Here is a 13,507-nt window from a genome sequence, read left to right as displayed (position 1 = left end):
AAATCAAATTTCGGATAAGTTTTGTATTAATAAAAACAAAATGGTAACTGCAACTACAGAAGGTGTTAAGATTAGTGTTGAAGCGACCTACCAAAAGGAGTTTTCTAATCCTAGTTTGCACCATTATGTATTTACCTACAAGGTTACCATCAAAAACTGCAACCCTTTTACCATACAACTGCTTAGAAGAAAGTGGGAAATTCATGATGCAGCAGAAACTGTCAAACTTGTGGAAGGGGAGGGAGTAGTCGGTCAGCAACCTGTTTTAGAACCAGGGAATGTCCATACTTATCTTTCAGGATGTACCATCCGGTCTGGAATGGGTAAAATGATGGGTGAATTTTATGTGGAAAAGCTTAATGATGGAAAATTATTAACTGTAACCATTCCAGAGTTTCAACTTATCGCCAATATTTTCAATAATTGATTAGACTATAATGTTATTCCATTTCTGGGAATACTTTCTTTACTTTTTATACAAAGAGGACCAGCATAGTATCCATTCTCCTTATTTTTTCAAACTTTACCAAGATTTGAAGGCTTTTTTAACAAACAATAAAAAGGGTAAAAAGGAAATTGAACTGCAAAGAAAAAAGTTTTTATCCTCAAAAGAGCAGATCCTAAGGAAGGATTATGGAGCAGGATCCAGGTGGAGCAAAGGTGAAAAGCAAAAGGTAGCCACCATAGCCAAGAGCGCAACTTCTCCTATAAAATCTTCCCTACTGTTTCAATTCCTATGTAAGCTTACACCAGCCAATACTGTTTTGGACTTGGGGACTTCTTTAGGAATAAATACGGCCTATTTGTCTTCAGTGACAAAAGGAGATTTGTATACTTTCGAAGGAGACCCTGCTTTGGCACATTTAGCCGGTGCAAATTTAAATTTTTGTCCAAATGTTAATAAGGTTGTAGGTAATATTGATAACACCTTAGGTAAAGTTCTTGAGGGCATTGAATGGGTGGACTTTGTATTGATTGATGCCAACCACAGGTATCAGCCAACTCTCGATTATTTTAACGCAATAGCACCTAAAATTCATAAGGAAAGCATTGTTGTAATCGGGGACATACATTGGTCAAAGGAAATGAAACAGGCCTGGGAAGAAATAAAAGACATGCCTTCAGTAAGCAGTACAATAGACTTTTTTGATTGTGGGGTATTGTTTTTTAATAATTACGGAAATAAAGAAAATTACATACTTGCCTTGTAAGACAAATTTCCGCCTTTCTTTAAGTTTGTTACCATTAGAAACCCCGGTTATTTGTAAATCGAAAATGGTCCCTTTCTAAAGATTATTTCTCAAATGGTTTAAATCCAATTTTTAGCTTTATAATATATGGCTTCGATAAGGATAAGGTTCATAATTTAGCCTCTATCTGTAACTAGCTACTGAAAGATTAAAAACGAATATGGTGGTGATACTATTTCTCATTATTTAAGCTTTTGAAATAGAAAAACACCCTTAATTTCCCTTATTTCTAATTTGAAGCGATAAAAACTACTAATAGATATCCTGAAGTCAACTTAGTTTTATATCCTAATTAGGACCGTAATATTTAGTTTATTTTGATGTTTCGTTAATAACAATCTTAAATTTCTTGTTGAGATTGCCAGAAGTGAAGGGATTTGCTAAATTTGTTTTCGCTGGTTGATTTTATAAAATTTTTACAATAAAAAATTGGTCTGATAATTGTTATTGTAGTAGAGTTAGTGTTGGCACTATTTACATGTCCTGACAAAACGAAATAAACAGTATTAAAGTGTTATTATTAGTATGAGTCAAGGAGAAAAAATTGATAAAAGCAGTATTAATGTAGATAAGGGGAAAAATATTTTAATTATCGTTCTGGTAATTTTAGTATTTCTTAGTGGATGGCGACTCCTGAATGACCACCGTGAAAAGTCACAAAAAAGTGAGGAAATCTTTCTGTTATCGGAAGAGAACAGCCATTTAAATTTTAGATTGGACTCCATGACAGAGGAGTTGACCTCTAGAATCAAAGAAATTGACAGTCTTGGTGGAGATATTGAGGCCTTGGTGAAAGTTAAGGAACAATTGATTAAGGAGAGGAAGCTAGATAAGAGCAGATCAGCCAAAGACATTGCCAGATTAAATGCGCAAATAGATAGTTATTTAACCTTATTGGAGGAAAAGGACGCCGATATAGTTCGTTTGAAAGCCCAAAATGTTCAGTTGTTTTCCGAAAACAAAGAATTGAAGACAACCAAGTCTGAAATAGAGGAGGAGGTAGTTAAGCTTAATATCAAAACGGTAGACCTGGAGAATAAAGTCAGTATTGCTTCCCGATTAAAGGCCGAAAACATTGTTGTAGCAGCAGTGAATTCAAGGGGAAGAGAACGAGAAGGGGAATTCAGGAATAGACAGTTGGAAAGATTAAAAATCTCATTTAATATTGGGGACAATAAGGTAGCAGAAGCTGGTATGAGGGATGTTTATGTACAAGTTCTTTCTCCCAATGAGCAGGTCATTTTTGACATAGCCAAAGGTTCTGGAACATTTGAATTGGATGGAAAAGAACATTTTTATACTTCTAAACAAGATTTTGTCTTCAATAACACACGTCAGCAACTGACCTATTTTTACGAAAAAGGCTCAGATTATGAAAAGGGAACCTATAGTGTGAAGATTTTTTCCGACGGAGCAGAGATCGGTAGGAGTGCATTTGAAATAAAATAACAGGCTATTCATTTGATTATTGGCTCATTTCTTTTAATTTTGCAGACTGTTTTAAAATATTAAACAAAAATTAAAAAGAATGTTCCAAAAAAATTATGAAACGGTATTCATACTTACTCCCGTTTTGTCTGAAGTTCAGATGAAGGATACCGTTGACAAGTACGTAGGCTTGTTAAAAGAATTGGGAGCAGAGATAGTTAACGTTGAGAATTGGGGTCTAAAAAAATTGGCTTATCCAATCCAAAAGAAAACTACTGGGTTTTATGTAATGGTCGAATACAAAGTGGATCCAACTGCAATTAAAAAGTATGAGATCAATTTCAGAAGAGATGAAACTGTATTGAGATTTCTTACTACTGTAATGGACAAACATTCCCTGGTATATGCAGAGAGAAGAAGGAAAGGTGAATTCAATAAAAAATCAGAAGCTAAGGAGGAGCCAGCAAAATGACATTAAAAAACGAACCCATCAACAGAGAGCAAAACAGGAAAAAATACTGTAGATTTAAAAAGCTAGGTATCAAGTATATTGATTACAAAGATCCTAACTTTTTGCTTAAGTTTGTGAACGAACAAGGTAAAATTCTTCCTAGAAGATTGACAGGTAACTCTGCTAAATTTCAGAGAAAGGTTGCTCAGGCTATTAAAAAAGCCAGACATTTGGCATTATTGCCTTACGTAGCAGATGGCTTGAAATAGACTGTCTGTAATCCTTCACCTAATAAATTATAACAACAATGGAAGTTATCTTAAAAACGGATATAAAAGGACTTGGATATAAAAATGACTTGGTAGCTGTTAAACCTGGTTATGGACGTAATTATCTAATCCCTCAGGGCTTCGCTTTACTTGCCACTTCTTCTAATAAGAAGATCTTGCAGGAAAACATTAAGCAAGCAGCCCACAAAGCAGAAAAAATCAAAACTGAAGCCGAAGCTGTTGCAGCTAAATTAGAAAGCATCACTTTGGAAATCAAAGCTAAAATAGGCGATTCTGGAAAGATTTTTGGAAAAGTTACTACTTTACAGCTTTCTGATGCTTTGGCAGAGAAAAGCATAGATATTGATCGTAAGAAGATCTCTATCAATCAGCCGGTATCTACTTCAGGTGAATACGAAGCTGAAATTGATTTACACAGAGAAGTGAAAACTAACGTTAAATTCGTAGTTGTAGCTGAATAGTTATCAATATTGCATTTGAATAAAAAAAAGCCAGGTTTATCCTGGCTTTTTTAGTTTACAATGGCTTTTTCCAAATCCGTTATTAATTTTTTGGATACGGATCGACTGCTTTTTTCTTTGGTCTCCTTCAAAAGCTCCAAAGCTAGCTTAGATTTCATTTTTAATCCTTCAGGATTGTTGTCAAATCGATAACTTCCCAAACACCATTCCAATTCAGCTGTTAATCCTTCATTGATTGTTAATTTGCTTAGTTTGGCAATGGCGTTTTCAACAGATTTTTCTAATAATGCTGATTCCATACTCTATTTCTATTAAGGTTGAAGTGAATAATGCAACAATATTATCAATAATTATTAAATATTTAAATAATATTGATTAAAATTTAATTAATGTATAAAATCTAGCTGAGATTTGTGAATTACATAAATTTAAATTTACTCTCTTTTTACCGCCTTTATCCCTCATATTTTCATTAATTTGTTCCTTTATATTGTTAAGGAGTATAGGGTATTTTAGTAAGGAGAATTTGAAAATGAAAAGTTTTAGAACTACTTTCCAATTTAAGGAATGCGATAAAAAAATAAACCATTCGTCCAGAATGGTAACTATTGGCTCTTGTTTTTCTGAAGTAGTAGGTGAAAGGTTAACACATAGTAAATTCAACACTTTGACAAATCCCTTTGGAACAACTTTTAACCCTCATTCTATTTTCAGTTTATTATTGAATTCACTGGAATCAAAACCGGCTGACCCAGAATTGTACCTAAACCGGCATGATAATTTTTTTCATTATCAATTGCATTCCTCATTCAATGGATCTTCCATAAAGGATCTTTCAGATAAAATTGAAAACACCAAAATAAAGGTCAAAGAGAGCCTTGAAAAAGCTACTCATCTATTTATAACCTTTGGTACGGCTTTCGTTTATCGCCTCATAGAAAATGAAAGGATTGTGGCCAATTGCCACAAGCAAGCTCAACGAAACTTTTCTAAAAGTATACTTGGCCTGGAGGAGATGAGGTATAGTTTTAATGAGTTTTATCAAAAACTTATAGCTGTAAACCCCAATATACAGCTGGTTTTGACGGTTAGTCCTGTGAGACACATAAAAGATGGGATACCAGAAAATCAGTTGAGTAAAAGCCTGTTAAATGTTTTCTGTCATCAGATTGTCTCAAAGTATCCAACTATTTATTATTTCCCAGCCTATGAGATAATGATGGATGATTTGAGGGATTATCGATTTTATAAGGAAGACATGATTCATCCCAACTCTATGGCGGAAGACTATATATGGAATGAATTTTCTGGGGCATTTTTCGATTCAGAAACCATTGATTTGATCCAACATATAGATCAAATACAAAAAAATCTCAGCCATAGACCCTTTAATCCTCAGTCACAGGCCCACTATCAGTTTCTTTGCAAGCTTCAAGAGTTGATCTCTTTGATGCCTGCTGAACTTGATTTTACAAATGAAAAACAAGCTATAAGTGATCAGTTGAAATTATTTTAAACCAATTGACCCTGTGGATATGAAAGGCAATAAACTGATAGCGAGTAAAAGTTTGTACTTACAGCAACATGCCCATAATCCGGTACAGTGGCATCCTTGGTCAGAGGAGGCCTTGGCCAAAGCAAAAGCTGAGAACAAGCCTATATTGGTAAGTATCGGTTATTCTGCTTGCCACTGGTGCCATGTCATGGAAAAAGAGAGCTTTGAAGACATGGAGGTAGCGGATCTAATGAATGCCAATTTTATTTGTATCAAGATTGATAGAGAAGAAAGGCCTGATTTGGATAATATTTACATGGAGGCAGTCCAAATAATGGGTTTACAAGGTGGATGGCCTTTGAACGTTTTTTTAATGCCTGATCAAAAACCTTTTTATGGAGGTACTTATTTCCCTAAAAACCAATGGATGAAAGTATTGGCAGGAGTGGCTCAGGCATTTGAAAAGCAGTATGAAGAATTGGTGAAAAGTGCCGAAGGTTTTGGTAGGAGCATTGATAGGTCAGTTATTGAAAAATATGGCTTAAAGAGGGAGGAAGGAGAATTTACCCCTGAAAACGTAAGAGCAATGGCCAGGAATTTATTAAAAGGGGTAGATACGGAATGGGGAGGTATGAAAAGGGTTCCTAAATTCCCAATGCCTGTTATATGGAACTTCTTACTGGACATGGCCATTTTGGATGAACAAAAGCATATAGGAGAACAGGTTTGTTTCACCCTGAAAAAAATAGGAATGGGAGGCATTTATGACCACCTGGGTGGGGGATTTTGCCGGTACAGTGTAGATGGAGAATGGTTTGCACCCCATTTTGAAAAGATGCTTTATGACAATGGTCAATTACTTGGTCTATACAGCAAAGCCTTACAATACAGTAGAGATTCTTTCTTTAAGGAAAAGATTGTAGAAACGGTTAACTGGTTACATGGTGAAATGCGTAGTGCAGAAATGGGCTTCTATTCTGCACTAGATGCAGATAGCGATGGGGCAGAAGGAAAATTTTATACCTGGACTTATAAGGAACTCAAAGAGCTACTGGGCCTTGATTTGGATTGGTTTGGGTCACTATACGGTATAAAAGAGGAGGGGAATTGGGAAGATGGTGTGAATATCCTTTTTCAGAACTTAACTTATTCAGAAGTTGCTCAAAATCATGGTTTAACCTTGGATACATTTGAAGGAAAACTAAAAGAAGTCAAGGAAAAGCTCTTTGAAAACAGATCTTCCAGAGTTAGGCCCGGATTGGATGATAAAATCATAAGCGGATGGAATGGATTAGTCATTGACGGTTTATGCAAAGCTTATTTAGCAATTGGTGATGAAGGTTATAAGCGCTCGGCTTTAGAGACTGGAAATTTTATTTGGAACCAAATGGTCCATGACAATGTACTTTATAGGAATTTTAAAGATAATGAAGCTTATACGCCTGCCTTTCTTGAAGATTATGCTGCTGTTATTCAATCTTTTATCTCTCTCTATAAAATTTCTTTTTCACCATTATGGTTAAATAGAGCGAAATTGTTGACTGAAAGGGTCATGGATAATTTTCTTGATGAAAGGGATGGAATGTTTTTCTTTAATGATCCTAAAACTGAAAAATTGATAGCTGATAAGAAAGAGGTTTTTGACAATGTTCTTCCTGCTTCTAACTCGGTAATGGCAAGAAACCTACATCAATTAGGTCTGTACTTATACAATGATACTTACCTTTGTCAAGCAGAAAGCATGTTGCAATTGGTTCGTGAGATGGTGATCAAAGAACCGGATTTTCTAGCCAATTGGGCAAACTTTTTTTTAGAAAAATCGGTTCCTACAGCGGAAATAGCCATTACAGGAAAAGAGGCAAATAGAGTGGGACTTTCACTCCAGGCTGATTATCATCCCAATATGGTCATAGCTGCTACTACAGTCAATACTGAAGAAGTACCAATTTTAGCTGGTAAGTCAACTGAAAAGACAATATTGTATGTCTGCTTTAATAAGTCATGCAAGCAACCTGTAGAGACCATAGAGGAGGCAGTAAGTCAACTTCCATTTTTGAGCAAAACCAAATAAAATAGATTTACAGTGGATGATCTCTTTGGAAATAACTACCCCTTAACAAGCAAAAATCTGTTTGCGGACATTATTTTGCCTGTACCTATTCCTCAAACTTTTACTTATAGTGTGGGGCCTGAGATTCAGGATGAAATTGGCATTGGCTATCGTGTGATGGTACAATTCGGTAGGAAAAGGATTTTAACTGGTATTGTTGCCAAGGTTCATCAAAAAGCGCCTGAGGCTTATCAGGCCAAAGCTATACTTGATTTATTAGATGATTTCCCCATAGTAAACGCCTTGCAAATCAAATTTTGGGCTTGGCTGGCCAGCTATTATTGTTGTCATTTAGGAGAAGTGATGAATGCCGCTTTACCCAGTGGTTTAAAGCTATCTACTGAGAGTAAGATTCAAATGCATCCTGATTTTGACTTGGACAATCCAGATTATCCTATGGATGACAGGGAAATGCTGATATTGGAGGCTTTGGAAAAGAAGGAGGAAATGAATGTGGATCAACTGGATACCCTGGTTCCAGTGAAAGACCTTCACAAGTTGATTAAAAGTCTTCTTGCTAAGAAAGCCATCTTGGTTTATGAATCTGTTAAAGAGAAATACAGCCCAAAGATAGAACTTAGGGTGAGGCTAGCTCAAGAATACATTACTGCATCGGATAAGCTAAATGAACTTTTTGATGGAATAAAAGGGAAAGTAAAGCAAGAGAATGTGCTTCTCAAATATTTACAACAAGTTCCTATTTACCAGAAAAGTGAGCTAAACAAACAAGGACTGGCCAAAAAGATTTTGACCGATGCAGGTTGTTCTCCTTCTTCCATTGATACCCTTATTAAAAATAAGGTATTGGAAAGCTTCAAGGTAAAAATAAGTCGTTTTGACCCAATTAATATTGATGAAAATCCAATTCTACTTTCTGATGATCAAAAGGAAGCGTATGATGCGGTGCAAAATGAATTTAACAGTAAATCCACAGTTTTACTTCATGGTATTACAGGATCTGGTAAAACAGAGATTTACATTAAGCTAATAATGGAGGTCCTGGAAAGTGGTTCACAGGTATTATTGCTGCTTCCTGAAATTGCACTTACTACTCATTTGGTTTCTCGGCTACAGAAAGTTTTTGGTGATAAAATGGGTATTTTTCACTCTAAATATTCAGACAATGAACGTGTAGAAGTGTGGCAAGGAGTGATTTCAGGGAAGTACAATTTCATTATAGGAGTCAGATCTTCTTTATTCTTACCTTTCGATAGCTTGGGTTTGGTCATTGTAGATGAAGAACATGAACCTTCCTATAAACAGTATGACCCTGCGCCAAGGTTTCATGCAAGAGATGCTGCAATCATGATGGCATATCTACACCAAGCCAAAACGGTCTTAGGAACAGCTACCCCAGCTTTTGAGACCTTTTCTAATGTTCAAAATGATAAGTATGGCTATGTGAAAATGGATAAACGTTATGGCAATGCGGAATTGCCTCATTTTCATTTGGCAGACATTTTAAAGGACAAAAAGAAAAACCTGCTTAAATTAGACTTTACCAGACTTCTGAGAGAGAAAATCCAAGAGGCCCTAAACAATCAGGAACAAGTATTAATATTTCAAAATAGGAGAGGCTATGCCCCATATATTTCCTGTGATGAATGTGGTTGGATTCCTGAATGCGAACACTGTGATGTCAGTTTAACTTACCACCAATTTCAGGAAGAATTGAGATGTCACTATTGTGGGTTTAAAGATGTTGTTCCAAAAAAATGCCATGCCTGTGGTAGTGATAAGATTACAACCGTAGGTTCAGGAACGGAAAGGATTGAAGAAAATCTCTCATTACTTTTTCCTGAAGCCCGAATTTTAAGAATGGATTTGGACACTACCCGAAGTAAATATGGGTACCAAAAGATTTTAGAAGAATTCGGATCTGGAAATGTGGATATTTTGGTAGGAACCCAGATGATTACCAAAGGTCTGGATTTTGATAGGGTGTCTCTGGTAGGAATTGTTGATGCTGATCGAATTTTGTTTTACCCAGATTTCCGCTCAGGAGAAAGGGCTTTTCAACAAATTACACAAGTGGCTGGAAGGGCTGGTAGGAGAAATAAAACAGGTAATGTAATTATTCAAACAAGACGACCTGATCAATTGATTTTCAATCAGATAATAAGTGGTGATTACGCTGAATTTTATCGACAGGAGATGGGAGAACGGAAGCAGTTTTATTATCCTCCTTTTGTCAAGAATATCAAGATCGTAGTCAAGCATAAAGACTTTAAGACAGCAGAAACTGCATCTGTTCAATTAAAAAATTTACTTTCAGACATTGAAGGAAGGAAGATAATTCTAGGTCCGGAAAAAGCATTAATAGGTAAGATTAAAAACTTATATCTTTTTGAAATCTGGATCAAACTCGAAAAAAGCACCAATGCACAAGTGCGTTTTAAACAGGAGATGACCCGTTCCATTTCAGACCTGCAATCAGACAAACGCTTTCGTTCAGTTAGGTTTTTAGTGGATGTGGATCCTTTTTAAATTTGGATTGCTTCAGAGGGGAGCCTTATTAAACTTCCTAGCAGACTGATTTTATGTAATTCCTTGTTCTTTTATAGCGAAATGGATATCTGTATTGCATTATTTCAGCTAAGCTCTTAGGGGCAATAGTGCACTTTAATCGATGGGTACAGATTTCATTCTTTGATAAACCCGAAATATGCAATAGACATTCTATTAGGTGCTGAAATCGCTTTAAAATCAGCCACTTCGTTGCTGTTTTCAATTTCACCATAGCGGTGCTATGCTAAATCTCCAAACAGCCTGATTGTCTTGTGATTGCAACACTTCCCGTAAACACGGGACAGGCATCACCCCTGACTATCGTCAGGGCGAAGAAATTCTATTACATAATCCGGGATAAAGTAGGAATGAAAATCTGGGCAATATGGCCTATTGTAATTTTTATACCTCATTTTTCTCCTCCACTTCGGCTAGGTTAACAACTTTTTTGCCAGCTATTAAGACCTTCAGTATTGGATTGATTTTGCCCTATATTTTTAATTCATGGTTTTTCTGTTTAAAACCTTAGAAAGATTGTTTCAATAGTATTTTTATGGGGTTTATTAGCTCTATTATTGTAGAATTGCCATTTGATATTAATTTTATTTTGTTAAATTTAGGAAAGGAAAATTTAATAAATGAGTCATTATTTTGAAACTATACCCTTTGAATCTTTAGATGGCTTCCAGTGTGACTTGAAGCATCTAATAGCCCCTACAACCACAAAAGGGCCAGTATTATTGGTGCATGGAGCGGGGGTAAGTAGTAATATATTTAATCCTCCATCAAGTAATAATATCATTCATGCACTTGCAGAGGCTGGTTATGATGTATGGTTAGAAAATTGGCGGGGAAGTATTCATTTTGAACCAAATGAGTGGAATCTGGATCAGGTGGCTCAATTTGATCATCCTGCAGCTGTAAGGAAAATTGTGGAACGTACAGGATCAAAAGAGATAATGGCAATCATTCATTGTCAGGGGAGTACCAGTTTTATGATTTCTTCGATTCTTGGGCTTATTCCTGAGGTGAAGCTAATTATCAGCAATGCAGTTTCATTACATCCCATAGTGCCCTTTAATTCTAGTATAAAGCTGAAATTGTTGGTCCCTTTGGTAAGTAGGTTTTTCAGGTATTTGGATCCTCAATGGGGTTTAAGAGCTCCTGATTTTAAATCAAGGTTGATTTTAAAGGTCGTAAAAGCGACGCATTGGGAAAAAGATTCCTTGGTAGGCAAAATGGTGAGTTTTACTTATGGTTCAGGATATCCGGCCTTATGGGAACTTGATAATATTGACGATAAAACAAAAGAGTGGATACAATATGAGTTTGCTCATGTTCCATTGTCCTTTTTCTCCCACATTCAAAAATGTGTTAGTAATGGCGCCCTTGTTCGAAATGATAAAGATGGAGAAGATTATACAGAAGTGGCCCCAATGACATCGGCAAGGTTTGTATTGTTTGCCGGGAAGAAAAATAAATGTTTTTTACCCAAAAGTCAGGAAAATACCTTTGAGTACCTCAATAAATTACAACCAGGATTGCACAAGCTGTATCTACTTGAGGATTATAGTCACTTGGATGTGTTTTTTGGGAAAAATGCGCACAAAGATGTATTCCCTAAAATGATTAATGAACTAGAACTTGGATGATAAACAATTATGCCACCGAAAAGAATTAAAAATTACACTGGTAGGTATGCTCTCGTAGATGGCATACCCTATACCATGCCTGTAAGTTCTTCCCAATCTCCAGCTTTAATGGCTGGTTTTTCCTGCGACTGGGAGAAAGCCAATGCACTTTTGCCAGGAAATGAGATTCATGCCATGAAATTGCCAAATGGCCGCGCTGCACTGATGATTACCATCATTAATTACCTTGACACCAGTATAGGTAAATACATCGAATACAGTATAGCCATCGCCTGTACCCATGGAGCCAAACCTGCACCTAGAATTTTAAATACCTTGTTATTGGGTCATTACGGAACAGGTCAATATATCTTGGACCTACCGGTCAGCAGTGAAATATCTGTAAAAGGTGGTAAAGGTATCTGGGGTATGCCCAAGCACAAAGCCAACTTGGATTTTAAAGTTACAGAGGATAAGGTAACTAGCCAATACGAAAAGGATGGGCAGTTTGCCTTCAGAATAGAAATCAACAAACCCAAATCACCCTCCATAAAGCTCAAGGTTGGGGCTACCAATTATTGTAGGTTTAGAAACATGTTGATGGCTTCTTATATTTATTTTGAATCAAAAGCAGGGATTAATCTTTTTGGAAAGGCCAAAGGAAGTCTATTTATAGGTGACCATCCTAAGGTTGCCCCTTTGAAAAATATCGATATTAATCCAGATCCATTTTTTACCACCTTTATGCCTAAAACCAACGGGATACTGGATGATCATTTTGAATCTTGGTTTATGACCTATGATGAACCACCTGAGGAAATGCCTGAAGGTTTAGAGTCTGTTTATCCGCTTGGTTATTCAGAAGACTGGTTGCCTGATCCATCTATTACCGATTATGAAAAGTATCGTATCTAAAATTTATTTATAAAATGAGTCCACTAAAAAAAACCTTATTAGATATAAACAATGCCTACATTTTCTTCTGTGCATCCATCTATTTGGGAATGTTCTGGTCATTGCATTACTTCTGGTTTCCAAATTATCCAAAAACCTTAAACCTCTCCAATTATTATGATGCTATAATTCCTCAAACAGACCTTGCCACAAAGTTTTTCTTTATTTCTATTCCTATAATGGCAATTGCCCTCGTAATAATGCTCATTACGGAATGGAAGACAGGACTCAGATGGGTGCCTCTAGCCTGGATTCCAGGTCTTTTGGCTCCTGTATTGGTGCAACAACTCTATATAGAAGATGTTAACAATCAATTTAAAGCCGGACTTACGGATGAGGGAACGCTACAGGCATTGCTTTCGGAGTGGATGTGGCTTAATGATATTCGATGGATTATTCTAACAGTAATGTGGCTAATTACGATGTATTTCTTTATTGCTAAAGCCAAGCAGAAACACCAATACAATGGATGATAAAAAAATATTTGGTTTATCAGCTCGCTACACAGAATTACTGGTGGTATTAATAGCTTTCATAACTTTAGTCTCTGGCCTGGTTCAAATGATCGCTCCTTCTTTTATGCTTGGTTTTATTGGTAAGGAGGTAGCCACGCCCTCATCAGCACATTTCTTTGCCATAGTAGGTATGTTTATGGCACTCTTTGGAGGGATGGTATTGCATGCCGTTTACAGTTCGGTGACGAATAAGCAAGTGATGTTATGGTCAGCCTTGCAGAAATTTGGAGCATTTATAGCTGTAACCATTGGCGTTTTCAACGGTTTGTTCTCTATTCTAGCCATGTCAGTAGCCATTTTTGATCTTTTTTCAGGAGTGGTTTTCTTTATCTATTTGAGAGTGCTCAATACTTCTAATACCTAAAGGACTGTTTGTTACAGTACGCATTATTATTAATTCATTACTGAATTTAG

At 36.2% G+C, this 13,507-nt stretch carries 14 protein-coding genes; 13 read left to right on the top strand and 1 reads right to left on the bottom strand.

Annotation, left to right across the window (positions count from 1 at the left end):
• Positions 1-40 precede the first annotated feature (40 nt).
• From apaG to rplI, 6 genes are all read left to right on the top strand, one after another.
• The gene (gene apaG, locus CA2015_RS21475) at positions 41-427 is read left to right on the top strand and encodes a Co2+/Mg2+ efflux protein ApaG (protein WP_048644680.1); all 387 of its coding nucleotides are present in this window, start codon (positions 41-43) and stop codon (positions 425-427) included.
• A gap of 106 nt (positions 428-533) precedes the next feature.
• Entirely contained in the window at positions 534-1,211 is a 678-nt protein-coding gene (locus CA2015_RS21470; protein ID WP_169786502.1) for an O-methyltransferase, read from the top strand.
• 564 nt (positions 1,212-1,775) lie between these two features.
• Complete coding sequence (locus CA2015_RS21465) at positions 1,776-2,699, top strand: hypothetical protein (RefSeq protein ID WP_048643754.1); 924 nt, start codon at positions 1,776-1,778, stop codon at positions 2,697-2,699.
• 79 nt (positions 2,700-2,778) lie between these two features.
• Positions 2,779-3,150, top strand: a complete 372-nt coding sequence (gene rpsF, locus CA2015_RS21460; RefSeq protein ID WP_048643753.1) for a 30S ribosomal protein S6 — start codon at positions 2,779-2,781, stop codon at positions 3,148-3,150.
• Positions 3,147-3,398 carry a 30S ribosomal protein S18 gene (gene rpsR / locus CA2015_RS21455; RefSeq protein ID WP_048643752.1) on the top strand — a complete coding sequence of 84 codons (252 nt, stop codon included), beginning with the start codon at positions 3,147-3,149 and terminating at the stop codon, positions 3,396-3,398. The genes rpsF and rpsR overlap by 4 nt, the downstream gene beginning before the upstream one ends.
• Before the next feature lie 38 nt (positions 3,399-3,436).
• Complete coding sequence (rplI, locus tag CA2015_RS21450) at positions 3,437-3,880, top strand: 50S ribosomal protein L9 (RefSeq protein ID WP_048643751.1); 444 nt, start codon at positions 3,437-3,439, stop codon at positions 3,878-3,880.
• A 50-nt stretch (positions 3,881-3,930) separates the two neighbouring features.
• Here rplI and CA2015_RS21445 read toward each other — a convergent pair whose 3' ends face one another.
• Complete coding sequence (locus tag CA2015_RS21445; protein ID WP_048643750.1) at positions 3,931-4,179, bottom strand: hypothetical protein; 249 nt, start codon at positions 4,177-4,179, stop codon at positions 3,931-3,933.
• Positions 4,180-4,412: 233 nt separating this feature from the next.
• Between CA2015_RS21445 and CA2015_RS21440 the strand changes: the two genes are divergently transcribed.
• From CA2015_RS21440 to CA2015_RS21410, 7 genes are all read left to right on the top strand, one after another.
• Positions 4,413-5,396 carry a GSCFA domain-containing protein gene (locus CA2015_RS21440; RefSeq protein WP_084011935.1) on the top strand — a complete coding sequence of 328 codons (984 nt, stop codon included), beginning with the start codon at positions 4,413-4,415 and terminating at the stop codon, positions 5,394-5,396.
• Positions 5,397-5,415: 19 nt separating this feature from the next.
• Entirely contained in the window at positions 5,416-7,446 is a 2,031-nt protein-coding gene (locus tag CA2015_RS21435) for a thioredoxin domain-containing protein (RefSeq protein WP_048643748.1), read from the top strand.
• Between the two features lie 12 nt (positions 7,447-7,458).
• The gene (gene priA / locus CA2015_RS21430; RefSeq protein ID WP_048643747.1) at positions 7,459-9,972 is read left to right on the top strand and encodes a replication restart helicase PriA; all 2,514 of its coding nucleotides are present in this window, start codon (positions 7,459-7,461) and stop codon (positions 9,970-9,972) included.
• 659 nt (positions 9,973-10,631) lie between these two features.
• Entirely contained in the window at positions 10,632-11,645 is a 1,014-nt protein-coding gene (locus CA2015_RS21425) for an alpha/beta fold hydrolase (RefSeq protein WP_048643746.1), read from the top strand.
• Between the two features lie 9 nt (positions 11,646-11,654).
• Positions 11,655-12,539 carry an acetoacetate decarboxylase family protein gene (locus tag CA2015_RS21420; protein ID WP_048643745.1) on the top strand — a complete coding sequence of 295 codons (885 nt, stop codon included), beginning with the start codon at positions 11,655-11,657 and terminating at the stop codon, positions 12,537-12,539.
• Between the two features lie 14 nt (positions 12,540-12,553).
• Complete coding sequence (locus CA2015_RS21415; RefSeq protein WP_048643744.1) at positions 12,554-13,051, top strand: hypothetical protein; 498 nt, start codon at positions 12,554-12,556, stop codon at positions 13,049-13,051.
• Complete coding sequence (locus CA2015_RS21410; protein WP_048643743.1) at positions 13,044-13,457, top strand: hypothetical protein; 414 nt, start codon at positions 13,044-13,046, stop codon at positions 13,455-13,457. Before CA2015_RS21415 ends, CA2015_RS21410 begins: the two co-directional genes overlap by 8 nt.
• Positions 13,458-13,507 lie beyond the last annotated feature (50 nt).

The organism is Cyclobacterium amurskyense (assembly GCF_001050135.1).
GTDB classification, from domain to species: domain Bacteria; phylum Bacteroidota; class Bacteroidia; order Cytophagales; family Cyclobacteriaceae; genus Cyclobacterium; species Cyclobacterium amurskyense.
This window is presented reverse-complemented; position numbering and strand designations above follow the sequence as displayed.